Genomic DNA, 24,834 nt, shown 5'->3' with positions numbered 1-24,834 from the left:
CCCGGAAACACTGCCGCGAAATGCCCACTCGATGCTGGGGCCGGGGCGGCTTACCCGCCGGGGCGCAGGGTGCCGATGAGCTGGTCGATCACGCCGGCGTCCTCGATGGTCGAGGGCACCACGTAGTCGCCTCCGTCGGCGATCTGGCGCATGGTCTTGCGCAGGATCTTCCCGGAGCGGGTCTTGGGCAGGGCCTCCACCACGGTGACGTGCTTGAAGTCGGCCACCGCCCCGATGTCGCGCCGGACGAGGGCGATGAGGTCCTTGACCAGGATCTCCTCGGGCACGTCCACCCCGGATTTGAGAACCACATAGCCGCTGGGCCGCTGGCCCTTCAGCGGGTCCGCGAGGCCGATGACCGCGCATTCCGCCACGGCCGGGTGCTGGCCGATGACCTGCTCCATGGCGCCGGTGGACAGGCGGTGGCCGGCGACGTTGATGATGTCGTCGGTGCGGCCCATCACGAACAGGTAGCCGTCCTCGTCCCGGTACCCGGAGTCGCCGGTGGCGTAGAAGCCGTCGAAGGCCTGCAGGTAGGAGGAGATGTAGCGCTCGTCGTTGCCCCAGAGCGTGGTCAGCGTGCCGGGCGGCAGCGGGAGGGCCAGGACGATGTTGCCCTCGGTCCCCGCCTCGACCGCCATGCCCGCCCCGTCGACGATCTCCAGCTTGAAGCCGGGCATCGGCACGCTCGGCGAGCCGGCCTTGATCGGCAGTCCGTCCAGCCCGCGGGGGTTGGCGCAGATGGCCCAGCCGGTTTCCGTCTGCCACCAGTGGTCCACCACGGGGACGCCCAGGACCCGGGAGGCCCAGTGGAAGGTGTCCGTGTCCAGCCGCTCGCCCGCGGCAAACAGGGTGCGCAGGCTGGAGATGTCGTACTTCTCCAGCAGCGCCGCCTCCGGGTCCGCCTTCCGGATGGCCCGCAGGGCAGTGGGTGCGGTGAACAGCACGTTCACCTTGTGGTCCTCGATCACGCGCCAGAAAGCGCCGGCGTCGGGTGTTCCCACGGGCTTGCCCTCGTAGAGGACGGTGGTGGCCCCGGCGAGCAGCGGCCCGTAGACGATGTAGGAGTGGCCCACCACCCAGCCGACGTCGGAGGCGGTCCACATCACGTCCCCGGGGCCGACGTCGTAGATGTTCTCCAGCGTCCAGCTCAACGCCACGGCATGGCCGCCGTTGTCCCGCACCACGCCCTTGGGCGCGCCGGTGGTTCCCGACGTGTAGAGGATGTAGAGCGGATCCGTGGCCTTGACGTCCACCGGTGCGGCCGGCGCGGCGGCGGCCATCTCGGTGTCCCAGTCCAGCCAGCCGGCGTAGTCCGCGGGCGAGGAGGCGAAGCCGTCCCGTGCTTTGACCAGCACGGGGGTGTCCGGCGCGCCGGCCAGGCCGAGCGCCTCCTCGACGGCGGGGAGGTACTCGATCCGGCGTGAGGGTTCGATGCCGCCGGAGGCCGTGACGACGGCGGAGGGGGCGGCGTCGCGGATGCGGGCGGCCAGTTCCTTGGGCGCGAACCCGCCGAAGACCACCGAGTGCACCGCCCCGAGCCGGGCCGTGGCCAGCATGGCGATGGCTGCTTCCGGGATCATGGGCATGTAGATCACCACGCGGTCGCCCTTGCCCACCCCCTGGCTGCGCAGGACCCCGGCGAAGCGGGCCACCAGCTCCGTCAGTTCGGCGTAGCTGTAGCGCCGTTGCGTGCCGAGCATCGCGGAGTCGTAGACCAGGGCATCCTGGTCACCGCGGCCCGCTGCCACGTGGCGGTCCAGCGCGTTGTAGGAGGTGTTGAGGATCCCGTCCGGGAACCAGCCGTAGAGTGGCGCCCTGCCGGCATCAAGGGCGCGCTGCGGAGGTGTGGTCCAGGAGATCTTCGCTGCGGCGTCGAGCCAGAATTCCTCCGGCTTGTCCAGGCTGCGTGCGTAACTGTCCCGGTAGTTGTTGGTGCCCATGAATCCGTCCCGTCCACGACGTTGTGATGGAGCCCATGGTAGTCCGGGCCGGCCACGGCGCACAAGGGGGTTTGTATACACGAAAGCAGGGTTTGCCCTCTCCTGGGAACAAATGCTGGGCAAATGAAGCATGCTTGTATACACTGGAGACCGTCAGTCAACGAAGGAGTCGGGATGCGCGCAAGCGACAAGGCCTATGCGGCCCTGCGCGAGGACATCATTGAGTGGCGCCTCCTGCCCGGAACGGTCCTCGCCGAAGTGGAGCAGTCCGAGCGGCTGGGCATCTCCCGCACCCCGCTGCGGGAGGCCCTCAGCCGGCTGACCGCGGAAGGCCTGACGACGACGGCGGGCGGCCGCGGCGTCGTCGTCACCGGCATTTCGCTGGAGGACATCGACGAACTCTTCGAACTGCGCGAAACCCTCGAGGGCAAGGCCGCGGCCCTGGCCGCCGAGCGCGGCGACGCCGCGACCTTCGAACGGCTCCGCGACGAACTCCGCCAGGCCCCGGCGCTGATCAGCGGCGAGGACCCTGCCCGGCACGCCTATTACGGGCTGGTGGGCCGGCTGGACGCGGCCATCGACGCCGCCATCCACAACTCCTACCTTGCCCAGGCGATGCGCAGCCTGCGCGTCCACCTGGTCCGGGTCCGCCGGCTGGCGGCCGACGACGCCGAGCGGCTCACCGCCGCCGCCGCGGAGCACGCGGCCATCGCCGAGGCGATCGCCGCCGGGAACCCCCGGCTGGCCGAGGCCGCCACCACGCTTCACCTGCACCGCAGCCTTACCCACGTCAAAGCCACCCACGTACCTCACTAACTAAGGAGCATCATGGTCAAGGAACACCACGTCCGCGTCTACAAGAGCGAAGAGAACCTGCCCCGCGAGGACCAGCTCGCCTACAAGATCGCGACCGTCGCCGCGGATCCCGTTGCCGTCACCGACGAGGTCACGGACATGGTGATCAACCGCGTCATCGACAACGCCTCGGTGGCCATCGCATCGCTGAACCGCGCCCCGATCGTCGCGGCCCGCGCCCAGGCGCTGACCCACGGCCCCACCACCGGCGGCAAGGGCTCGAAGGTCTTCGGAATCGAAGAGCGTGTGGCCCCGGAGTGGGCGGCGTGGGCCAACGGCGTCGCCGTCCGCGAGCTGGACTACCACGACACCTTCCTCGCCGCGGATTACTCCCACCCGGGCGACAACATCCCGCCGATCCTCGCCGTCGCCCAGCACGTGGGCTCCAGCGGGGCGGACCTGATCCGCGGCATCGCCACCGGCTACGAAATCCAGGTCAACCTGGTCAAGGCCATTTGCCTGCACAAGCACAAGATCGACCACGTGGCCCACCTCGGCCCCTCCGCCGCCGCCGGCATCGGCACCCTGCTGGGCCTCGACGTCGAGACGATCTTCCAGTCGGTCGGCCAGGCGCTGCACACCACCACTGCCACCCGGCAGTCCCGCAAGGGCGAGATCTCCACCTGGAAGGCGCACGCCCCCGCGTTCGCCGGCAAGATGGCCGTGGAGTCCGCGGACCGTGCCATGCGCGGCCAGACCTCTCCCGTGCCGATCTACGAGGGCGAGGACGGCGTCATCGCCTGGATGCTGGACGGCCCGGACGCATCCTACATGGTGCCGCTGCCGACGCCCGGCGAGGCCAAGCGCGCCATCATGGACACCTACACCAAGGAGCACTCGGCCGAGTACCAGGCGCAGGCCTGGATCGACCTGGCGCGCAAGCTCCACGGCGAGCACCCGGAGGTCACTGACCCGGCCAACGTGGAGTCCGTGCTGATCAAGACCAGCCACCACACCCACTACGTGATCGGCTCCGGCGCGAACGATCCGCAGAAGTACAGCCCCACGGCCAGCCGCGAGACCCTGGACCACTCCATCCCGTACATCTTCACGGTGGCGCTGCAGGACGGCGCCTGGCACCACGTGGATTCCTACGCCCCGGAGCGCGCCGCGCGCCCGGACACGGTGGAGCTGTGGCACAAGGTCACCACGGTGGAGGACGCGGAATGGACCCGCCGCTACCACTCCCTCGATATCGCCGAGAAGGCGTTTGGCGGCTCTGTCGTCATCACGCTCAAGGACGGCACCGTCATCACCGATGAGATCGCCGTCGCGGACGCGCACCCGCTGGGCGCCCGGCCGTTCGCCCGGGAACAGTACGTGAACAAATTCCGCACGCTGGCCGCCGGGCTGGTCGCCGAGGAAGAAATCGAACGCTTCCTGGCCGCCGCAGCGCGCCTGCCCGAGCTCGCCGCCGGCGAGCTGGACCAGCTCAACATCAAGGCCGCCGACGGCGTGATCAACCTCGACGCCGCACCGAAGGGGCTCTTCTAAATGCTGTACTCAAAGGTCACGCCGGAGCAGAAGCGGATCCGGTTCCGCGAGCTCCTGGCCTCCGGCACCATCCAACAGTTCCCGGGCGCGTTCAACCCGCTCTCGGCCCGCCTGATCGAGGAGAAGGGCTTCGCCGGGGTGTACATTTCCGGGGCGGTCCTGGCCAACGACCTGGGCCTGCCGGACATCGGGCTGACCACGCTCACCGAGGTGGCCACCCGCGCCGGGCAGATCGCCCGGATGACCGACCTGCCCTCGATTGTCGACGCCGATACCGGCTTCGGCGAACCGATGAACGTGGCCCGCTCGGTCCAGGAGCTCGAGAACGCGGGCCTCGCCGGCCTGCACATCGAGGATCAGTTCAACCCGAAGCGCTGCGGCCACCTCGACGGCAAGAACGTGGTGGACCTGGACACGGCCACCAAGCGCATCCGGGCCGCGGCAGATGCCCGGCGCGACCCGAACTTCCTGATCATGGCGCGCACCGACATCCGGGCCACTGAGGGACTGAAGGCCGCGCAGGACCGGGCGCAGGCCCTGGTGGAGGCCGGCGCGGACGCCATCTTCCCGGAAGCCATGAAGGACCTCAGCGAGTTCCAGGCCATCCGGGACGCCGTCGACGTGCCGATCCTGGCCAACATGACCGAGTTCGGCCAGAGCGCGCTGTTCACGGTCGAGGAGCTGGCCGGCGTCGGGGTCAACATGATCATCTACCCGGTGACCCTGCTCCGTAGTGCCATGGGTGCTGCGGAGCGTACGCTGGAATCGATTAAGGCTGACGGCACCCAGGAAGCCCAGGTCGGGAACATGCTGACCCGGGCGCGTTTGTATGACCTGGTGGACTACGAGGCCTACAACCGCTTCGACACCGGGGTTTTCAATTTCCAGATCCCGGGACTGTAGACCCCGCATCGGGATTCCGGCTCCGGCCGGTCCAACACAGGCGACAGGAACAAAGGAGTTTCAGCATGGCTGAACAAGAGATCAAAAAGGGCCTCGCCGGCGTCGTGGTGGATTACACCGCGGTCTCGAAGGTGAACCCGGATACCAATTCGCTGCTGTACCGGGGATACCCCGTGCAGGAACTGGCTGCCAACTGCAGCTTCGAGGAAGTCGCCTACCTGCTGTGGAACGGCGAGCTGCCCACCCCGGAGCAGCTGGCGGAGTTTACGGCGCGGGAACGCGCGGGGCGGGCGCTCGACCCCGTCGTGAAGCAGGTGGTGGATGCGCTTCCCACCACCTCGCACCCGATGGACGTCTGCCGCACGGCGGCGTCCGTGATGGGCGCGCGGCATCCGCTCGCGGAGGACTCCTCGCGGGAGGCCAACATGGCCAAGGCTGTGGACCTCTTCGCGGCGATGCCCGCCGTCGTGGCCTACGACCAGCGGCGCCGGCACGGCCAGGACGTGGTGGAGCCCCGCGACGACCTGGGCTACTCCGCCAACTTCCTCTGGATGGCCTTCGGCGAGGAGCCCGTCCAGGAAGTCGTTGAAGCCTTCAACGTCTCGATGATCCTGTACGCCGAGCACTCCTTCAACGCCTCCACGTTCACGGCCCGCGTGATCACCTCGACGCTCTCGGACCTGCATTCGGCCGTGACCGGGGCCATCGGGGCGCTCAAGGGACCGCTGCACGGCGGCGCGAACGAGGCTGTGATGCACACCTTCGACGAGATCGGCATCCGGCCGGAGGAGTCACTGGAGGAGGCCCACACCCGGGCAAAGGCGTGGATGGAGGATGCCCTGGCCCAGAAGAAGAAGGTCATGGGCTTCGGCCACCGCGTCTACAAGCACGGCGACTCCCGGGTGCCCACCATGAAGGCCGCCCTGGACAAGATGATCGCGCACTACGGCCGGCCGGAGCTGCTGGGCCTCTACAACGGCCTGGAGACGGCGATGGATGAGGCGAAGGCCATCAAGCCGAACCTCGACTACCCGGCCGGACCCACGTACCACCTCATGGGCTTCGACACCCCGACGTTCACGCCCCTGTTCGTCGCCAGCCGCATCACCGGCTGGACTGCGCACATCATGGAGCAGCTGGATTCGAACTCCCTGATCCGCCCCCTGAGCGAGTACAACGGCGTCGAGGAACGGCACCTGCCGTAGCCACGGTTCCTGCAGCATTAACGACAGCGGGCCGGCCACCTTCACAAGGTGGCCGGCCCGCTGTGCTGTTCCTGCCGGCTGGTGCCTAGCCTTTGACCTTCAGCGACATCACAATCCGCTTGAGCGTGGCGAACTCTGCCGACTGCATATAGCGGCGCGCCTCATCCATGGACTGGAACTTCAGGTCGGTCTCGGCGCCGGTGTTGTAGTTCTGCGCGAAGAAGTATTCGCCCGAGGCGAGGCCGCTCACCACGTTCTGCGGATCGCACGTGGTGCCGTCGGTTCCCCAGCTTTCGTCCGCTATGCCGAGGTTCCCGAGAAACGGAACCGCCGGCTGGCCAATCTGGCTGACATCCCAGACCCGGAAGATGAACTGGGGCGGGATGGCCCGCTCCCCCTGCCGGTTCGAGGGGAAGTCCATGGCCGCGCTGTCCAGGACCGTGTAAGGGGTACAGGGCGAAATCAGGTTCGGACGGTTGCGCGTCTGGTTGAAGCCCAGGGTCAGCAGCACGCGGCCTGACTGATCGAAGACATCCGTATAGCGGCCGTTTTCGCGGCTCGAGACGTTCCAGTTGCCCGGGTAGTCAAAACTTGCCAGCCCGTTGGCGGTGGCGTGGTTCTTCCAGACCGGCGCCTTCTTGATGGACCGCAATTCGAGCGAAATCAGCATCCGCTTGGTGTCCTGGTATTCCTGCGAGGACATATAGGCTTTCGCCTCCTCGACCGACGCGAATTTCAGCTGCGGTTCCCGGCCGTCCGCGGCCAGCACGCTGCCTGTGCCGAAGGTGATGGCGGGGACGCCGTCCGGAGTCCGGATCCAGGACGGCAGCAGCCCTGCCCTTCCCGAGGCCGGCAGGCCGCTCGAGTCGATGGTCAGGGCGCCTTGGACCGCCGCGGCACCGAGGACACGGAACTTGAACTGCGTAGGCCCGGTGGGGGCGCCGGCAGACTGCGGAATGTCCAGGGTCACGGCGTCGAGCGTCTGGTACGGCACTGCCGGCACGGCAGGGCCGGACGCGTCCGGGGCGGCCTGCAGCCGGGCCATAACCTTTCCTGCAGCGTTGGTGACGGTGATGTTGCTTAGCCAGACGTCCGTGCCCTGAGCGCCCGAAGGGGCTTCGGTGACTGTCCAGTCGGCCGGGTGCTCAAAAGTGGCCTGCCCGCTGGAATCCTTGAACGCGGTCCAGACGGCCGGGGCAGCCGGCGGAGCGGTGGTGGCGCTGGGGGTGGCGGTCGGCGTGGGTGTGGGCGCACTGGTGCTCGTGCTCGGGGCCTGCGTGACTGCCACACTGCTGGCCGGTTCCGGCGCGGGGGCGGGCGAGCCGAGGTTGGTGGCAATCAGGACACCTGCCGCCACGGCTGCCACAGCAACCGTCATGCCGCCGGCCAGCCGGGCACGCCGCCGCCGGCGGACTTCGTCGAGGGACGCGATGCCGGCCAGGCCGTCGTCGCTGAAGGCTTCCGGCTCGGCAAACATCCGTTGCAGCGCCGCCTCGCCATCCGGCACGGGCCCGGCATCATGGGTCAACGGATCGGTATCCGCGACGAGTTTCTTAATCCGGTCCATGTCATGCCTCCAAAGTCTGGTTGAGCGGGGTGGCGAAGGCAGGCATCTGCTTCCGGAGAGCAGCGCGTGCCCTGTGCAGCCTGACCTTGGCCGCGGAATCACTGCACTGAAGGACGGCGGCGATTTCCGCCGTGCCCAGTTCGTCCCAGTAGGCCAATTGGAGGATTTCCCGGTCCTTGTCGCGCAACTGGGCCATGGCATCGTGGACGGCGATGTTTTCGGAGCCGCCCCCATTGCTGAGGAATGCCGTGGCCCGGAGCTTGTCCTGCAAGGCCTGCTGACGGTCACGGCTCCGGTAGGCGTTGCCCACGAGGTTCCGTGCCACCGTCAGCAGCCAGCCCGGGTCGGTCCGGGGATTGTCGTCCCACTTCTGCCAAACCACCCGGAAAACATCGGCCGCGAGTTCCTCCGCCATCTCGGCAGACTCCACGCGGCGCCGGATGAAGCGGTAGACCCGCGGATAACAATCTTTGTGAATGGCGACAAACGCCAGTTCGCGCTCCGAAAGCACGATCCCCCCTGAAAAGTAGCTTCCTGCAGTGCAGGCTATATGTTGAATTTCCGGCTCAGCCGCTGCGGTTACATCCGCGGCGGAAGTTTTTCTACGGAGGCCACGGTTTCGTTGTCCTCGTTCAGGACAACGACGATGTTGTGCACCTCGCCGGCCAGCGCGGGCGGCAGCCAATGCTCGGCGTCCTGCCACATGAGCTGCAGCGGAAGCGCCTCGACATCGAACCATTCCGGGATGATCTCCGGGCTCTCGGCCGGTTCACCTTCCCAGCGCCGGGTGGTGAAGAGCCGGCAGGACATGTTCCATTCCATCCGCGAGGGAAAGATGAATTCGACGACGCCGGCGTGGGCCAGGTCCTCTTCCCGGACCACCACTCCGGCTTCTTCCCAGACTTCCCGGACCACTGCCTCGGCGTCGGTCTCCCCCGCCTCCACGTGGCCTCCGATGCCCACGATCTTGCCCGTCCCGAACCCCGTCCGCTTGAGACCCAGGAGCACCTCGGTGCCGCTTGCCGCGTCGCGGAGCAGGAAGCAAAGGGTAACAGGCGTGGACATCATGTGCTCCACCTTATAGCTGGCACAGGATGCCGAAGCTATCCGGCGGCGGGGCCCTCGCGGAGCCGGATGCTGTTGATGCCGCTGACTTAGCTCAAGGCCGCTCAGCCGGAGTACATGTGCGCCAGCGCCTCCCTGGCGGGGTACTTCAACGTCGAAGGACGTACCGCATCCCCTGGCAGCTCCGCAGTGGCGGCGGACCACAGGACGCCCCAGAAAGTATCCTCGCCGAGTGCAATACGCGCGGGAGGACGGATAAACCAGTCGTAGCCCCGCGGCCGGGGAGGCAGTTCGGCGTCCGCTAGATAGGCGTCGATGTCGTCCTCGATCGATGCCAGGTCGGCTTCGGTCAGCGTGAAGACCTCCGTCCGTTCGATGCCGTCCGGCCATCTGTGGACGACATTGCCCTGACGCGCACGGCCCGCGACCGGGACCCTGACGAAGTTGCCGGCCCCCGCAGCCCAGACCGTTAAGGCACCCCAGCCGTTTTCTGTGGCCAGGATCCAGCCGGCTGGAGCCTCGGCAAGCTCCGGGCACGCCCACGCGTCTTCGTTCATTTCAGTCCTCATCTATTACACAGGCAGTTCAGGAAGCCGGACTCAAACTGCGGCGGCGGGGTGCTGATCTGCGATGAATTGGTACCAGTCGGGAAACGGGTCCGGAGGAAGCTCCATGTCGGGATCCCAGCCTGGATCGACAGGCCGTTCCGGATCAAGCACATCGCCAGGTTCGTACCCAGGGAACTCGGACGCGGCCAAGTACCAGTCCGTCAAGGGATCCTCCGGCAGTTCGACCTCAGTGCCCCGCCCGGGATCCAGGCGCCAGCTTTGGTCCAGGGGTGCGCCGGGGTCCGGGCACCAGCCCTGGTCTGAAGGTTCATCGGCGTCCGGGCACCAGCCTTGGCCCAAAGGCACGTCGGGGTCCCATTCGGGGTCGGCGGGCCAGCCTTCATCCACGGGCGCGCCGGGGTCCGGGGTACTGCCGGGGAGCGGGATGTTGTCGGGCCAGGTTGGTGGTTCCCAGTCCTGGAGTTCGCTGGGGTAGGTCCGCCCGGTGGGTGAGGTCCAGCCCGGCGGGCTGGTCTTCGTGGCCCCGACGGGTCGCCAGGCGGTGGTGTGTTTGAGGCGGTGGTGTTTCCGGCACGGCTGGCCAAGGTTGCTGATCCCGGTGGTCCCGCCGTCGGCCCAGGCCAACAGGTGGTCCGCTTCGTTGTCGAGTGAATGGTTGTTGCAGCTGGGGAAGGAGCATTTGGCGTCCCGCAGCCGCAGCCACTGCCGCAGGGCCTTGGAGACCCGGTAGCTGGTCCGGCCGATCTCCAGCGGCGCCCCGTCCCGCGGATCAACCAGGACCCGGTGAAACGAATCCGCGCCGCCGGCCACCAGGCGCCGGGCCATGGACGGCGGGATCGGCCCGTACCCGTCCAGCATCGCCGGTTCCTCCGTCACACCAAGCAGCGACATCACCGGGACAGTGACCAGCACCTGCGCCCGCGGCACCGGCACACCCCCACCCACAACATCCCCGCCCGCAAGGGCGTCATCGACAACGTCACCTGCGGCAGCGTTGCCCGTGCCGCCGGCGTTGGTGCCGGTGTCGCCGGTGAGGAGGAGGGTGGCCGCGACGTCGGCGCGGAGCTGGGCCAGGGTCCGGGGCTCGTCGGGGCGTTGCAGTGCCCGGGCGTCCGCGGTGGTCCGGGCCCAGAGTGCAGACGCGGTATCGGCCGGAAGGTACGTGTTGAACCAGGCCATCCCGTCCCGGTCCGGAACGAACTCGACCCGCCGATCCGCCGCGCACCGGGCGTGGCGGGTTTCGATGCTGACCGGGTGGTGGCGTTCCCGCCACGTACGGGCCTTGGCGCGGAACCGGCCCGGGACAAGTTCCCCGGCCGGGCACCCCCGGGCCGGGTCGGATGCGGCCGGGTCCAGGAAATGAGCTTCCAGCGCGGCCGCCCCGGCCGCATCCAGATTCGCCGTCTCGTCCACCATTATCCGGGCGTGCTGCCACGAGAGGGTCCCGGCCTGCAAGGCGTTCAGGGTCAGCGGCAGCCTTTCCGTCAGCGCCATGCTGTCGGAAATCAGCGCTCCGGCGGTGCGTTCGGAAACGGTCATGGCACCTGCGACCTCCGCGACCTCCGCCATCTCCTGCGCGCTGCTGGGCAGTTCCGGCGCCGCCAACGCCTTGGTCACGTCCAAATATTCCGCGGTGATCCGGGCCCGCAACGCCGCGCTCCGCGCATCCAGCCGCGCCAGCTCCGCGAAACCGTCCAGACACGCATCCGCCCGCTCCCGCAACGGATCAGCGCCCACCGGCACACCGCCCTCCGGCTGCGGATGGGCGCCTGACAGCGGGTCGGGTCCGCCGTCGGGCAAGCCAGAAGGCAGCGCGCCAGTCAACGCGACCAGCGCAGCAGCGGACTCGGCGACGGCTCCCGCCGCCTCCCGGGTTTCCGTACTCAAAGCCGCGCTGCTTTCCATACCCCAACAATAAATCGAGGCTCAGACAATTTAGCGAACGTGGCCGCGTTATCGGAACCGGCCGCGGTGCAGGATGTGCGCTTACCCCAGAGCCCTCGGGTGGGCCGCGGCGTAGATTTCCCGCAGGGTGTCCGCGGTGACCAGGGTGTAGACCTGCGTGGTGGTGACGGAAGCGTGGCCCAGCAGTTCCTGCACCACCCGGACGTCGGCCCCGCCTTCCAGCAGGTGCGTGGCGAAGGAGTGGCGCAGGGTGTGCGGCGAGACATCCTTGGTGATGTTGGCTTTCTCGGCGGCCGTCTTGAGGATGGTCCAAGCGCTCTGCCTGCTGATCCGTCCGCCTCGGGCGTTCAGGAACAGCGCAGGCGTCCCCTTGCCCTTGGCGGCCAGCAGCGGTCGGCCGCGGACAAGGTAGGCGTCCAGGGCGCGGGCGCCGAACGAACCGAGCGGGACCAGGCGTTCCTTGGACCCCTTGCCGAAAAGCCGGACGATCGCCGGCCCGGGCTCCCCCTGGTCGGGCGTGTGCAGGGAGATGTCGTCGACGTCGAGGCCCACGGCCTCGCTGATGCGGGCGCCCGTGGAGTAAAGGAACTCCAGCAGGGCCCGGTCCCGCAGCCCCGTCGCCGTGTCCGTTCCGGCCGCTTCCAGGATCCGGGTGACCTCATCGACACTGATGGCTTTGGGCAGGCGTTTGCCCGGCATGGGCGGGTGGACGTCGCTGGCCGGATCGGTGGGAGTGACGCCTTCGAGGGCCCAGAACTTATGCAGTCCGCGCACGGCCACGACTGTCCGGGCGGCCGAGCGGATGCCCAACGCCGATCCGCCGTCGGACCCGTCCGAAAGCGCCTGGACGAACCCGGTGACGTCGTGCCGAGTGATGTCCTCGGGCCGACGGCGTCCTGCCCCGTCCAGGTGCCGCGCGTAGCGGGCCAGGTCCCGCCGGTACGCGGAGAGGGTGTTGGCCGCCAGCCCCCGTTCCACCCCCATGTGCTGCAGGTAGTCCGTGATGGCCCGGTCAATCGCCGTCAGCGGGCGCACCGGCGGCTGCGCGCCGGTGGCGGCCTGCGCAGGCGGCCCGGCAACAGGCCTCTCAGCAACAGGCGCCTCGGCAGCCAGCGCCTCGGCAGCCAGCGGCCCGGCAACCTGCGGCTCGGCCGTCAGCGGTTCCGCCATCAGCGCTGGCTGGGGTGCGCGGGCCACGGCGCGCCGCCCGGGCGGAGGCCCTCGAAGTTGTTGTCACGGGCCGCGGCGGCGGCCAGAACCCCGACGACGGCGGACGGGTTGTGCAGGCGGCCCTCCAGCACGGCCGCCACGGCATCCTCGAGCGGAATCCAGTGCAGCTCGATTTCGGCTTCCTCGTCGGTGCGGACGTGGAGCTCGTGCCCTGGCACGTCGCTCAGGTCCCGGGCCAGATAGATACGGATGGCCTCGCTGGAGGAACCGGGCGAGTTGAAGAAGTCGGCCAGCACGTTCCACGTTCCGGCGATCAGGTCTGCTTCCTCAGCCAGCTCGCGTGCTGCTCCGGCCACGAAATCCTCGCCCGCCACATCGAGCAGACCGGCCGGGATCTCCCACAGGTCCATTCCGACGGGGTGCCGGTACTGCTTGATCAGCAGCACCTCGCCGCGGTCGTTCATCGGCAGGACGGCAACGGCACCGGGATGGTCGATGTAATCGCGGACCAGCGCATCGCCGTCGTCGCTTAGCTGGAAACTGTCGCTGACAACATCCCAGATCCGGCCTTCGTAAACCGTCCGGGACGACAAAAGACGGCGCGGGCTCGGTTCGTCCGAAACCTGCCGTGCAGCATTGGGGGTCTCAGGGGTACCGGGCATCGCGCCGTCCTTTGATTCAGTTGGGGTTACTTCGAGGCTGCCGGGGAAGCCTTGGCTGCGGCGGACTTGGCCTCAGCAGCCAACTGGCCGGCGCCGTGCTGGTGCTCCAGGGCGGCCTTCACCAGACCCGAGAACAGCGCGTGCGGCCGGGTGGGGCGTGAGCTGAGCTCCGGGTGCGCCTGCGTGGCAACGTAGTACGGGTGGACTTCGCGGGGAAGCTCCACGTACTCCACGAGCTTGCCGTCAGGCGACGTTCCGGAGAACACCAGCCCCTTGGCGGCAATCTGGTCGCGGTACTTGTTGTTGACCTCGTAGCGGTGGCGGTGCCGTTCGCTGACCGTGGTGGTGCCGTAGGTCTCTGCGACCACGGAACCCGCGTCGAGCTTGGCCTCGTACAGGCCCAGGCGCATGGTGCCGCCCAGGTCGCCCTTGCCGTCCACGAAGTCCAGCTGCTCTTCCATGGTGGCGATCACGGGGTACTTGGAGTCCGGCTCGAACTCGGACGAGGAGGCACCCTCAAGGCCCACCACGTTCCGGGCGTACTCGATCACCATGCACTGCAGGCCCAGGCACAGGCCGAGGACGGGAAGCTTGCTTTCGCGGGCATACTTCAGTGCGCCCAGCTTGCCTTCGAGGCCGCGGATGCCGAAGCCGCCCGGCACGCAGATCGCGTCAGCGCCCTCCAGGGACTTGGACGCACCCTCGGGGGTGGCGCACTCGTCCGAGGGGACCCAACGGATCTTGACCTTGGTGTCGTTGGCGAAACCGCCGGCGCGCAGCGCCTCGGTCACGGAGAGGTAGGCGTCCGGCAGGTCGATGTACTTGCCGACCAGGGCGATCTCGACCTCGTGCTTGGGGTTGTGGACCGCGTCAAGGAGCTTGTCCCAGCTGGTCCAGTCGACGTCCTTGAAGGGGAGGTCGAGGGCGCGCACGATGTACGAATCCAGGCCCTGGGTGTGCAGGGTCTTGGGGATGTCGTAGATGCTCGGCGCGTCCGGGCAGCCGATGACGGCGTCGATGTCGACGTCGCACATCCGGCCGATCTTGTCGCGCATGGCCTGCGGGACGTCACGGTCGGAACGGATCACAATCGCCTCGGGCTGGATACCGATGGAGCGCAGGGCGGCAACGGAGTGCTGCGTCGGCTTGGTCTTCAGTTCCTGCGAGGGGCCGATGTACGGCACGAGGGAGACGTGCAGGAAGAACACGTTGTTCCGGCCGATGTCCTGGCGGACCTGGCGGGCGGACTCAAGGAACGGCTGGGATTCGATGTCGCCCACGGTGCCGCCGATTTCGGTGATGATCACGTCGGGGGCGTGCTTGCCCTCGGCGGGAAGCCGCATGCGGCGCTTGATCTCATCGGTGATGTGCGGGATGACCTGGACGGTGTCGCCGAGGTATTCGCCGCGGCGCTCCTTGGCGATCACGGTGGAGTACACCTGGCCGGTGGTCACGTTGGCCGAGCCCTCGAGGTTCTCATCGAGGAAACGCTCGTAGTGTCCGATGTCGAGGTCCGTTTCGGCGCCGTCGTCAGTGACGAAGACTTCGCCGTGCTGGAAGGGGTTCATCGTGCCCGGATCCACGTTCAGATAGGGATCGAGCTTTTGCATAGTTACAGACAAACCGCGTGCCCGCAGGAGGTGACCGAGGCTCGAAGCCGTCAGTCCCTTACCGAGCGAGGACGCCACACCACCGGTGACGAAGATGTGTTTGGTCGTCTTGGACGAGTCCGGGAACCGGGAATTTACACGGGAATTTGATCGCTGCACCACGGGGTTCGAGCCTATCATCAATTCGTCCTTCAAGGGGTCTGTTCGCGGCAAGCGGCTGTGATTGTCATCCCAGCTGTGGCCCGCCGCACGGATCGCGCCTGCGGCAGTCAGGCCTGCTGCGGCAGGAGCCTGGCGTCGTCGAGCAGTTCCTGGGCATGGGCCTGGGCGGACTCGGAGTCCTCCTGGCCGGCGAGCATGCGGGCCAGCTCCCGCACCCGCTCCCCGGCGTCGAGGAGCTGGACGTCGCTGGAGGTGAAGCCGCTGGCCGTGCCTCCGTCGGCGCCGCGCACGGACGTTTTGGTGACCCGGATGTGCTGGTCGGCGAAGGCCGCCACCTGCGGCAGGTGGGTCACCACAAGGACCTGGACGTGCCGGGCCAGCATCGCCAGCCGGCGGCCAATCTCGACGGCGGCACGGCCGCCCACGCCGGCGTCCACCTCGTCGAAGACGAACGTGGGGACGGGATCGACGGCGGCCAGCACCACTTCGATGGCGAGCATCACGCGGGACAGCTCACCCCCGGAGGCGCCCTTGCCCAGCGGCCGGGCCGGGGCGCCGGAGTGCGGCTGGAGCAGGAAGGCAATCTCGTCCGCGCCGAACGGGCCCAGCGGGCCGTCGGTTTCGACGTTGATGACCAGGGTGGCGTCCGCCATCGCCAGGGCCTTGAGCTCGGCGCTGACGCGGGCGGAGAGGTCCTTGGCCGCCTTCTTCCGGAGCTTGCCGAGGGCGGTGGCCTGTTTGCGCAGCTCCGCCTCGCTGCGGACCACCTCGGCGTCCAGCGCCTCGATCCGGGTGGAGTCGTCCTGCAGCTCCAGGAAACGGGCCCGGGCCTGCTCCGCCCAGCCCAGGACCTCGTCGATGCTCGGCGCGTACTTGCGCACCAGTTTCGCGAGGGCCGCGCGGCGCTCCTCGATCTCGGCGAGCCGTTCCGGGCCCTCGGTGTCGAGGGAGGCCTGGTAGCTGGCCAGTTCGGTGGCGATGTCGTTGAGCAGGAATCCCACCTCGGCCAGGCGGGCGGCCGCCGATCCCAGCTCCTCGTCGTGTTCAGCGACGTGCTCCAGGGTGCGTTTGGCGGTGTCCACCAGGGCCGTGGCGTCGTTGCCCTCGCCGAAGTCCTCGGCGATGAGCGCCTGGTGGGCCGTGGTGGCCGCGATCCGGAGTTCCTCGACATTGGCGAGTTTGACGGCTTCGGCCTTGAGGGATTCGTCTTCCCCGGGCTGCGGGTCGATCGCGTCGATTTCGGCCAGCGCGGCTTCCAGGGATTCGGCCTCGCGGAGGCGTTCCCGCGCGGCGCTGCGGAGCTCGTCCAGCTCGGCCTGGCTGGACTTCCATCGGGCATGGAGCTCCTGGTAGCCGGCAAGCGCTGCAGCGAAGCCCTCCCCCGCGAACTTGTCCAGGGCGGCGCGCTGCGCCACCGGGCTCTTCAGCCGGATCTGCTCGGACTGGCCGTGAACCACCACCAGCGTCCCGCCGATTTCCGCCAGCACGCCCACGGGGGCGGAGCGCCCGCCGAGGTAGGCACGGCTGCGCCCGTCCGCGCTGACGCTGCGGGCGAGCAGCAGCTCAGCGCCGCCGTCGAACTCCTCGACCTCCGCGCCCGCTTCAGCGGCGCGCTCCAGGGCCGGGTGCCCGGCGTCGAGCCTGACGGTCGCCTCAGCCGAGGCGCTTTTCGCGCCGCTGCGGACAGCACCGGCGTCGGACCGTGCGCCGAGCAGCAGCCCGACGGCGGTCACCACCATGGTCTTGCCGGCGCCTGTTTCACCGGTCACAACGCTCAGGCCGGGGCCGAGGGGCAGCGTGGCGTCGGTGATGACGCCCAGGTCGCGGATTCTCAGTTCTTCAAGCATGGGTCACTTCGCAGTCGATGGATCGGGTGTGTCGTCCGGCCCTGCGGAAAGCGGGCCGGCCTGCGGCGGAGTTGGGAGCGGGGGCATCGGCCGGGGTGTGCGGATCACCGGCAGCGGGCCCGTATGGATGGTGGCGGCCTCCGCCATGGGTCCGCGCCAGCCCTGGATCGGGAGCTCGAACTTTCGGACAAGGCGGCCGGAGAAGGGCGTCTGGTGTGTCCGGGCGAGCCGCACGGGCGTGGCGGAGCGGGTCACTTCCACCCGGGCGCCGGGCGGCAGGTCAACCGAGCGCCGGCCGTCGCACCAGAGGACGCCCTGGGCGTTGGTCCGGCTCAGGATTTCGACGGCGAGCCGGGAACGCGGCGAGACCACCAGCGGCTTGGCGAAGAGCGCGTGGGCGCTGATGGGCACGATCAGCAGCGCCTCGACCTCGGGCCACACCACCGGGCCGCCGGCGGAGAAGGCGTACGCGGTGGAGCCGGTGGGGGTGGCCAGGACCACGCCGTCGCAGCCGAAGGAGGTGAGGGGCCGTTCGTCGACTTCGGTGACCACCTCCAGCATCCGTTCCCGGTTGCCCTTTTCGATCGCGGCCTCGTTGAGGGCCCACGTGTGCCAGATTTTCTGTCCGCGGACCCAGACCTGGACGTCGATGGTCATCCGCTCTTCCACGGTGTATTCGCGGCTGGCGATCCACTCGACGGTCTGGGCGAGGTCCGCCCGCTCGCTCTCGGCTAGGAAGCCGACGTGGCCGAGGTTGACGCCGAGCAGCGGCACGTCGACCTCGCGCACCAGCTCGGCCGCGCGGAGGATGGTCCCGTCGCCGCCCAGCACCATAACGAGTTCGACGTCGGGCAGCATCACATGGTCGTGGAGGATCTCGACGGGCTGGTCGAGGCGTCCGAAGAACCGGACCATGTCGCCGAGCTCGGTCTTGAGCATCACCGGGACGATGCCGGAATCGTGGAGCCGTGCGCACGCTTCCCAGGCAGCTTTGAGGGACTCCTCACGGCCTGTGTGGGCAAGGATGAGGACGCGCCTGCTCATCGGGTTCCGCCTTCTAGTGCTTCTCGTGGTGGGGCCAGATCGTTCCGAGTAACGCAGCAACGGCCGCGTCCCGCTCTTCGATCTTAGGCAGGTCTGTGCCAATACCGCGCTTTATCCACAGGAAGTACTCGACGTTTCCGTCCTGGCCGGGCAGCGGGCTGGACGCCAGGCCCTGCAATTCCAGTCCGGCGTCCATGGCCGCCGCCGCGACTTTGCCGACGGCGAGCCGGCGTTCCCGCTCCGAGGTGACGACGCCGGTGCGGCCCAGCCGGTCCTTGCCGATCTCGAACTGCGGTTTCACCATCAGCACCAGGTCCCCGCCCGGATCGGTGCACGCCGCGAGCGGTGCCACCACCAGGGTCAGGGAGATGAAGGACAGGTCAGCCACCGTCAGGGCCGCCGGTCCGCCGATCTGGTCCGGAGTCATGTAGCGGACGTTGAGGCCCTCGTGGACGGTCACCCGGGGGTCGTTCCGGATGGCCGGGACCAGCTGGTCATGGCCGACGTCGACGGCCACCACGTGGTCCGCGCCGCGGCGCAGCAGCACGTCGGTGAATCCGCCCGTGGAGGCTCCGGCGTCCAGGCACCGCTTGCCCGCGACGGCGACGGCGGGGAAGGCGTCCAGCGCGCCGGCCAGTTTGTGTCCGGCCCGGCTGACGTAGTTGTCCTCGCCGGAAGCGGCCACGTCGAGGCTCGTGTCGTCCCCGACCTGGAGGGAGGCCTTGGCCAGCACGTTCCCGCCGGAGCTGACTTTCCCCTCGGCAATCAGGCGCGCGGCATGGGTTCGGGACCTCGCCAGCCCGCGGCTGACAAGGGCCTGGTCAAGCCTGCTCATTGGGCTCCCCCGGTGGCGCGATGGTGACGGACTCGTTCAGGGCTGCCAGCAGGTCGTCGTGGAGCCCCGCATAAACCTCCCCGTGGCGGGCTACCGGAAGCTCCGGCAGTTCCCCGAGGCGGTCCAGCAGCGCGTCGACGGCGGAGTCCCGGGTGCCGTTGCTTTCGGCGGTTCCGGCGGGAGCCTCGGGCCAGTTGGCGGGGGCTGCTCCCCCGGCGGAATCCGTCCCGGGAGTGTGGTGGGGCTCGGTCATGGTCCCCAGTCTAGTGATCCAGCCATTCAAGGACCGGCGCCAGGGCGGTGGCGGTCTCGGGGTTGGCCGTCCACCAGGCCGCGCACGCGGCCCGCCACGCGTCAAGGTCGGCGGGATCGCCGCTGACCCGGACCGTCTGCCCGTGCACGGCGGCGGAGGCGGCGCCGCAGCGGTACTGCCCGGCGTCGGACTCCACGGCCGGGTAAGGGCGGTACAGGTCCGTGAGGTCGTTGATGATATAGCCCGGCCGTTCCAGCGTGCGGGCGGCGAGGATGGACTCCCGGGTGTCGACGCCGGTCAGTACGGCGACTGTGGCGAAGCCGGCGTTGTTGCCGCCGAGGATGTCGGTGTCCAGGCGGTCGCCGACCACCAGCGGCCGGTCTGCGGCCAGCCGCTTCGCGGCGGCATGGAACAACGGCGCCTCCGGTTTCCCGGCGACACGGGGCCGCCGCCCGGTGGCGGCTGCCACGGCAGCCACGAGGGTTCCGTTTCCCGGCGCGATGCCCCGGGCCTGCGGAATGGACATGTCCGTGTTGGTGGCCACCCACAGTGCCCCGCCGGCAACGACGTATGCCGCTTCCGCCAGGTCCTTCCACCCGAGGTCCGGATGGAACCCCTGCACGACGGCGACGGGCTGCTCGGATTCGCTGCGGACCGGCACCAGCCCGGCCAGTTCGATCTCCAGGGCCAGGGAGTCCCCGCCCGTGATCAGGACGCGGGACCCCGCCGGCAGCAGCGACGCCAGAAGTTCGCCCGCCGCCTGCGAGGAGCTGACCACCTGCTGGTCCTCTGCCGGGGCGCCGAGGTCGCGCAGGTGCTGCGCAACCTCGGCGGGTGTCCGGGAGGCGTTGTTTGTGACGTAGCCCAGGCCGACGCCGATCCCGGCGAGGCGGCGCAGGGATTCCACAGCGCCCGGGATGGCGTGGGCGCCTGCGTACACCACCCCGTCCAGGTCGGCGAGGAGGGCGTCAAAGGTCGAGATCAGGTCGGGTGCAGCCACGTCCGGTCAGCCCTCGGAGCGTTCCTGGTTGCGGAAATCGTCGTCCTGGAAGCCGGAGTCGTGGGAGTCCTCGTGACCGGTGTCGCCGGAATCGTCGCCGCCCAGTACCTCGGAGCGGTCCAGGGCGTCCTTTTCGACGGAGTCCTCATCGGACTCGGCGTCGTCGGACTCCCAGAAGTCGGACTCGACGTCGTCGGTTCCGTCATCCAGAGTGCTGACCGTGCTCACCTGAGTGTCCTGCGTTTCCGGCAGCCCGGCAACAGCCTCGGCGCTGGCGCTGGCGGGCGCCTGCTCCGCTGCCGCGGCGGACCGCTGCGCGGCCTGCTCGGCCAGGACCCGGCGCTGCTCCTCGGCTTCGCGGGCTTCCTCTTCCTCGTCCCAGCCGAGGTCGATGATGTCGGGATCCTCCTGGACGTTGAGGCCGAGGGCATTCTCGGCGACGACGGCCTGGCGCTGCCACTTCTCAGCTTCGGCTGTGCGGCCTACCGCGGCGAGGGCCTCGGCGTAGGCGCGGAAGAGCCGCGGGCTGTAGGAGAACGCGCGGTTGATGTCCAGTTGCGGGATTTCCAGTTCGGAAACGGCCGCGTCCAGCTGGCCCAGGTCCGTGCGGGCGCCGGCGGCCACGATGGCCAGTTCCGCCTTGCCGGGGGCGTCAAGGTCCTTGGCTTCCTCGGAGCGTGCCATTTCCAGGGCGCGGTCCGGACGGCCGAGTCCGCGTTCGCAGTCGGCCATAACGGGCAGGTGCATGTTGGAGCCGCTGATCCGACGGTAGGTGCGGAACTCGCGGAGGGCTTCGCCGTAGTGGCCGGCGGCGTAGGCGGTGAGGCCCACGGCTTCGCGGACGGCGGCAAGCCGGCCGCCGCGGCGGCTGGCTGCGAGGGCGTGCTGGAAGGCCAGCTCCGGTTCGTCGTCGATCAGGCGTCCGGCCATCACCAGGTGGCGGGCCACCCACTCGGCGCTGTTGTCCTCGAGCGTCTTGATCTGGTGCTGAGTGGCGCGGTCCAGTTCCTTGCCCGTGACGTCGTCGTCGATCTGCGGCGAACGCTCACGGTCCGGACGGTTGGCGCTGCGGAGGTCCCGGGCATTGGGTACGCGGACCGGGCGGTCCTCTGCCCGGTCGCGGCCGAACTGGCGGGGGCCGGAGTCGCCACGGTCAAAGCTGCGGGCCGGACGGTCGTCGCGGTTGCCGAACGGCTTGCGGTTGTCGCCGCCGCTGTACGGCTTACGGTCACGGTCGCCGCCACCGTAGGGCTTGCGGTCGCTGGTGCCGCCGGCACCGAAGCTGCGACGCTCCCCGCCACCTTCACGCGGACCGCGGTCACCATAAGGCTTCCGATCACGATCGCCGCCACCGCTGTAAGGCTTGCGGTCACTGGTACCGCCGGCACCAAAGCTGCGACGTTCCCCGCCACCTTCACGCGGACCACGGTCACCATAAGGCTTGCGGTCACGATCGCCGCCACCGCCGTACGGCTTACGGTCACTGGTGCCGCCGGCACCAAAGCTGCGGCGCTCCCCGCCACCCTCACGCGGACCACGGTCACCATAAGGCTTGCGGTCACGATCGCCGCCACCGCCGTACGGCTTACGGTCACTGGTACCGCCGGCACCAAAGCTGCGGCGCTCCCCGCCACCCTCACGCGGACCACGGTCACCATAAGGCTTCCGATCACGGTCGCCGCCACCGCTGTAGGGCTTGCGGTCACCTTCACGTGCAGGACGGTCGCCGTAGGGCTTCCGGTCGGCGCCGCGGTCATCGCGGGCGCGGTAGCCGCGGGGGTCGCCGCCGGAGTTGTTGGTGCCGCGGAAACCGCCGCCGCCGGATGTGCGGCCGCCGCCAAAGTTGCCGCGATCGTTGCCGCCGCGGTGTCCGTCGTTGTGCTCAGCCATGCTGGATTCCTCCTGTTGCGAGCCCCCGACTGGCACGCTGGCAGCCGTACTACTCCTAGTTGCTTCTTGCCTGACGAGCGCCAACCCGTGGTGAACGGGAAGCCTCGAGGCCAGCCTCTATTGTAGTCGAGTCCGGCGGCCTAGATTTTGGCTGACTCCGCCAGCTTCTTCATGACCGCCTGCCCTTCGGCGGGCTCCCAGGTGGGCGTGTCCTTGGGCTGGGAGACCAGGAATTTCCAGACCTGCGTGCCCTTGGCAACGGCCAGGACGTGTTCGGTGGATTCGCTGAGGCGGTTGGTGGCGTAGCGCGCTTCACCCCAGAGGCCGGTCACTTCTGTGGGCGACATCATGGCCTCCCACGGGTCGGCACCCGCCCGGCTGGCTTCGTCCGGATACGTCACGACTTCCAGGATGACGGCGTGGGTTGTGGCCCCGGATGCATCGAGCGGGTAGATGCAGTTTTCATTCCGGACGCCTTCCGGGCTCACGGTCCCCGCCACCTCACCGGACTGGACGTCCTTCGCGGCGTCGCCGAGGGCTTCCCGGACCTGGTCGGCTCCCAGCAGGGAGCACGCCCCCACATCGGTAGTGGGAAGGAGCGACGATCCGTCCCGCGCGGTGGCCGGCCCGGTGCTGGTGGGGCTTGCCGCCGTCGTAGGTGCAGACGTCGCCGTGGACCCGGCGTCGGGGGCCGGCGAGGATCCGCTGCACCCGGACAGCCCCAGGACGATGGCCAGCCCGAGGCCGCCCAGCGCCGCTTTGTCTTTAGCTGAAAACATCATCGCCAACTCCCATGATGATCCGGTCTCCCGGTACGGCCCCCTGCTGGAACCTCACAACATCTGCCTCCGAAAGGGAGATGCAGCCCCAGGTGGGGACGCGGTTTGCGTGCAGGAAGATCGCGAAGCCGGCGTTCATCTGGATGGCGGAGTCCGGAGGACGGTTGTAGTTGATGACGACCCCTTGACGGTAATCGTGCGAGGGACGTGTGGCGTAGTACCACATGTTCTCGTCCGGGAAGATGTCGGCGCTGGATTCGAAGTACTTGTTGTAGTTCGAGTTCAGCCTGCCGCCCCAGCGGGAGTAGGCGTTCAGCTGGCGGTAGGACAGCGAGGTGCCGGGGTTGCCGAGACCGAATGCTTCAGTGACCGTGAAGGAGCCGGTGGGCGAAAACTTGTTGATGGTGGGTCCGGAGGCGACGCCGGGACGGGCGAAGCCGCTTTCGCCGGCGTAGCCGGGTACTGTCCACTCGACCTGGTAGGCGCCGTTGACCCGGACACAGGTGGTGAACGTAACAGGCGTGGCGGGGTAGCTTTCGGCAATGGCGAACGAGACGCGGGCCGAGCCCCCACCGGTGTAGCGGACAGCGTTCCGGTTCAGCGACTCGCAGTACCCCGCGGACCTGAGGTGGTATTTGACGCCCAGTCCGGCTGTCCAGGTGAACTTGCCGTACTGGAATTCCTGGGAGCACACCGTGGAGCCGGAGCAGGACTCGGCTGCCACCGGATATCCCAGCGAGCCCGATTCCCAGGACCTGCCGCCGTAGCTGGCGAGGATGGCTCCCCACATGGGCTGGGCGCCGCCGAAGGGTGACCAGTAGAAGACGCCGCCCTCGAAGCGCTGGACACAACCGTCGTTGCGGAGACCGCAGGTCTCGCCGCTGATGGGGTAACCCATCCGGCCGGACTCCCAGTTCATGGTGGCCCAACGGGCGGCAATGGCCGCCCAGGTTGCGTGTGCGCCGGTCCCGTTGGACCAGTGCACGGCCCCTCCTTCGAAGCGCTGGACACAGCCGCCGTTTCGCAGGCCGCAGATCTCATCGCTGACGGGATACCCGAGCCGTCCCGCCTCCCAGTTCAGGGCGGCCCAACGGGCAGCGATCGCTGCCCAGGTGGCGAAGGCTCCGGTCGTCTTGGACCAGTGCACGGCACCGCCCTCAAACCGCTGGACACAGCCACCGTTCTTGAGCGTGCATACCTGTTCGCTGACGGGATAGCCGAGGCGGCCGGATTCCCAGTTCAGCGTTGCCCATTTGGCGGCGATGTCCGCCTGCGTGGCGTGGGCACCTGTCGCCTCGGACCAGTGGATGGCCCCCTTTTCGAAGCGCTGGACGCAGCCGCTGTTCCGCAGTTCGCAGTAAACCGTTGATGCCACCGGCCCCAGTGAACCGCTGGCGCCGCCCAAAGACGTCCAGTGCGCCTGGATCGCTGCTTCGCCGGCTCCGACGGCAGCCGCGCCAGACGGCGGTTCCGCGGCGGCTGACTTGGTGTCCGATTCGGGCGACGGCGAGGGTGTTGGCGTTGCCGTGGGGGCGGTGCTTTTCACGGTGCCCGGCGCGGCCGTCGTCGGCACGGAGGGTGCCGTTGGTGCAGGAGGCGCAACCGGGGTCGAGGTTGTGGGCGCTGTGGTGGGCGCGATGGAACTTTTCGGGTCTGCTGCCGGCGACGTCTGGACGCTTGCGGCGACGGATGGCGTGGTGGTGGGCAACTCATCGGCGTAGGCAGGCACAATGGACGTCGCCGTCGCCGCCGCCAGGATTGCCACCACGGCAACCATTTTTGGAATCTTCACTAGTCAACTCCCCCAATATCGAATAGTGGAAGCTTCCGTTCCACCCTGGTCCGCAGACGGCGGACCACACCAAATCCTAACCGGGGCATATAGCGCCGGGGCAAGGGCGCACCGGAATGGACTTTAGATGCTTAAATGCGGGAGGACCCCCGAACGGTGTTCGGGGGTCCTCGACCTAATGATGTTCCGGCGGTGACCTACTCTCCCACACCCTCCCGGGTGCAGTACCATCGGCGCTGTGGGTCTTAGCTTCCGGGTTCGGAATGGGACCGGGCGTTTCCCCC

20 protein-coding genes, 1 rRNA gene and 1 pseudogene are annotated in these 24,834 nt (G+C 68.6%); 4 read left to right on the top strand and 18 right to left on the bottom strand.

The features are described from left to right. Positions 1 to 50 precede the first annotated feature (50 nt). A complete protein-coding gene (locus AR539_RS09730) occupies positions 51 to 1,943 on the bottom strand; it encodes an AMP-binding protein (protein WP_066435487.1) in 1,893 nt (630 codons plus the stop codon). 174 nt (positions 1,944 to 2,117) lie between these two features. Between AR539_RS09730 and AR539_RS09725 the strand changes: the two are divergent. From AR539_RS09725 to AR539_RS09710, 4 genes and pseudogenes are all read left to right on the top strand, one after another. Beyond that, a pseudogene (locus tag AR539_RS09725) lies at positions 2,118 to 2,776 on the top strand (GntR family transcriptional regulator); the annotation flags it as partial. Then, the gene (locus tag AR539_RS09720; RefSeq protein ID WP_066435482.1) at positions 2,772 to 4,292 is read left to right on the top strand and encodes an MmgE/PrpD family protein; all 1,521 of its coding nucleotides are present in this window, start codon (positions 2,772 to 2,774) and stop codon (positions 4,290 to 4,292) included. The pseudogene AR539_RS09725 and the gene AR539_RS09720, both read left to right, overlap by 5 nt. Continuing rightward, a complete protein-coding gene (gene prpB, locus AR539_RS09715; RefSeq protein ID WP_066435481.1) occupies positions 4,293 to 5,195 on the top strand; it encodes a methylisocitrate lyase in 903 nt (300 codons plus the stop codon). A 65-nt stretch (positions 5,196 to 5,260) separates the two neighbouring features. After that, entirely contained in the window at positions 5,261 to 6,400 is a 1,140-nt protein-coding gene (locus AR539_RS09710) for a bifunctional 2-methylcitrate synthase/citrate synthase (RefSeq protein ID WP_066435479.1), read from the top strand. 85 nt (positions 6,401 to 6,485) lie between these two features. On the opposite strand, the gene AR539_RS09705 is transcribed toward AR539_RS09710, so the two are convergent. The 17 genes from AR539_RS09705 to rrf all read right to left on the bottom strand — a co-directional run bounded on the left by AR539_RS09705 (position 6,486) and on the right by rrf (position 24,834). Beyond that, positions 6,486 to 7,967 carry a hypothetical protein gene (locus AR539_RS09705; RefSeq protein WP_066435477.1) on the bottom strand — a complete coding sequence of 494 codons (1,482 nt, stop codon included), beginning with the start codon at positions 7,965 to 7,967 and terminating at the stop codon, positions 6,486 to 6,488. A gap of 1 nt (position 7,968) precedes the next feature. Further along, positions 7,969 to 8,478, bottom strand: a complete 510-nt coding sequence (locus AR539_RS09700; protein WP_066435474.1) for an RNA polymerase sigma factor — start codon at positions 8,476 to 8,478, stop codon at positions 7,969 to 7,971. A 68-nt stretch (positions 8,479 to 8,546) separates the two neighbouring features. Then, the gene (locus tag AR539_RS09695) at positions 8,547 to 9,035 is read right to left on the bottom strand and encodes an 8-oxo-dGTP diphosphatase (RefSeq protein ID WP_066435472.1); all 489 of its coding nucleotides are present in this window, start codon (positions 9,033 to 9,035) and stop codon (positions 8,547 to 8,549) included. 101 nt (positions 9,036 to 9,136) lie between these two features. Then, the gene (locus tag AR539_RS09690) at positions 9,137 to 9,589 is read right to left on the bottom strand and encodes a DUF5956 family protein (RefSeq protein WP_066435470.1); all 453 of its coding nucleotides are present in this window, start codon (positions 9,587 to 9,589) and stop codon (positions 9,137 to 9,139) included. A gap of 42 nt (positions 9,590 to 9,631) precedes the next feature. Further along, positions 9,632 to 11,506, bottom strand: a complete 1,875-nt coding sequence (locus tag AR539_RS09685) for an HNH endonuclease signature motif containing protein (RefSeq protein ID WP_082699286.1) — start codon at positions 11,504 to 11,506, stop codon at positions 9,632 to 9,634. A gap of 81 nt (positions 11,507 to 11,587) precedes the next feature. Further along, positions 11,588 to 12,676: a site-specific tyrosine recombinase XerD gene (gene xerD / locus AR539_RS09680; protein ID WP_231728560.1), complete on the bottom strand. Its 1,089-nt coding sequence runs from the start codon at positions 12,674 to 12,676 to the stop codon at positions 11,588 to 11,590. Next, positions 12,676 to 13,338 carry an NUDIX domain-containing protein gene (locus AR539_RS09675; protein WP_066435467.1) on the bottom strand — a complete coding sequence of 221 codons (663 nt, stop codon included), beginning with the start codon at positions 13,336 to 13,338 and terminating at the stop codon, positions 12,676 to 12,678. The genes xerD and AR539_RS09675 overlap by 1 nt, the downstream gene beginning before the upstream one ends. 26 nt (positions 13,339 to 13,364) lie before the next feature. Further along, the gene (locus AR539_RS09670) at positions 13,365 to 15,128 is read right to left on the bottom strand and encodes a CTP synthase (RefSeq protein ID WP_066435464.1); all 1,764 of its coding nucleotides are present in this window, start codon (positions 15,126 to 15,128) and stop codon (positions 13,365 to 13,367) included. A gap of 89 nt (positions 15,129 to 15,217) precedes the next feature. Next, positions 15,218 to 16,957: a DNA repair protein RecN gene (gene recN, locus AR539_RS09665; RefSeq protein WP_066435451.1), complete on the bottom strand. Its 1,740-nt coding sequence runs from the start codon at positions 16,955 to 16,957 to the stop codon at positions 15,218 to 15,220. Between the two features lie 3 nt (positions 16,958 to 16,960). Continuing rightward, entirely contained in the window at positions 16,961 to 18,001 is a 1,041-nt protein-coding gene (locus tag AR539_RS09660; RefSeq protein ID WP_066435449.1) for an NAD kinase, read from the bottom strand. A 13-nt stretch (positions 18,002 to 18,014) separates the two neighbouring features. Then, positions 18,015 to 18,836: a TlyA family RNA methyltransferase gene (locus tag AR539_RS09655; RefSeq protein ID WP_066435443.1), complete on the bottom strand. Its 822-nt coding sequence runs from the start codon at positions 18,834 to 18,836 to the stop codon at positions 18,015 to 18,017. Next, on the bottom strand, positions 18,823 to 19,089 hold the full coding sequence (locus AR539_RS09650) for a hypothetical protein (RefSeq protein ID WP_066435438.1): 267 nt from the start codon (positions 19,087 to 19,089) through the stop codon (positions 18,823 to 18,825). The genes AR539_RS09655 and AR539_RS09650 overlap by 14 nt, the downstream gene beginning before the upstream one ends. Positions 19,090 to 19,099: 10 nt before the next feature. Further along, the gene (locus AR539_RS09645) at positions 19,100 to 20,089 is read right to left on the bottom strand and encodes an HAD-IIA family hydrolase (RefSeq protein ID WP_066435436.1); all 990 of its coding nucleotides are present in this window, start codon (positions 20,087 to 20,089) and stop codon (positions 19,100 to 19,102) included. Positions 20,090 to 20,095: 6 nt separating this feature from the next. Beyond that, complete coding sequence (locus AR539_RS09640; RefSeq protein WP_066435430.1) at positions 20,096 to 21,979, bottom strand: hypothetical protein; 1,884 nt, start codon at positions 21,977 to 21,979, stop codon at positions 20,096 to 20,098. Between the two features lie 140 nt (positions 21,980 to 22,119). Beyond that, positions 22,120 to 22,761 carry a hypothetical protein gene (locus AR539_RS09635; protein ID WP_157360967.1) on the bottom strand — a complete coding sequence of 214 codons (642 nt, stop codon included), beginning with the start codon at positions 22,759 to 22,761 and terminating at the stop codon, positions 22,120 to 22,122. Continuing rightward, positions 22,745 to 24,550, bottom strand: coding sequence for a hypothetical protein (locus AR539_RS09630; protein WP_157360966.1), 1,806 nt, complete (start codon positions 24,548 to 24,550; stop codon positions 22,745 to 22,747). The genes AR539_RS09635 and AR539_RS09630 overlap by 17 nt, the downstream gene beginning before the upstream one ends. 194 nt (positions 24,551 to 24,744) lie before the next feature. Then, positions 24,745 to 24,834 (bottom strand): 5S ribosomal RNA (rrf, locus tag AR539_RS19925).

The sequence above is a fragment of the Arthrobacter sp. EPSL27 genome, from assembly GCF_001512305.1.
GTDB lineage: Bacteria > Actinomycetota > Actinomycetes > Actinomycetales > Micrococcaceae > Arthrobacter.
Note: the sequence above shows the minus strand (reverse complement) of the source record. Positions and strands in the feature narration are given on the sequence as shown.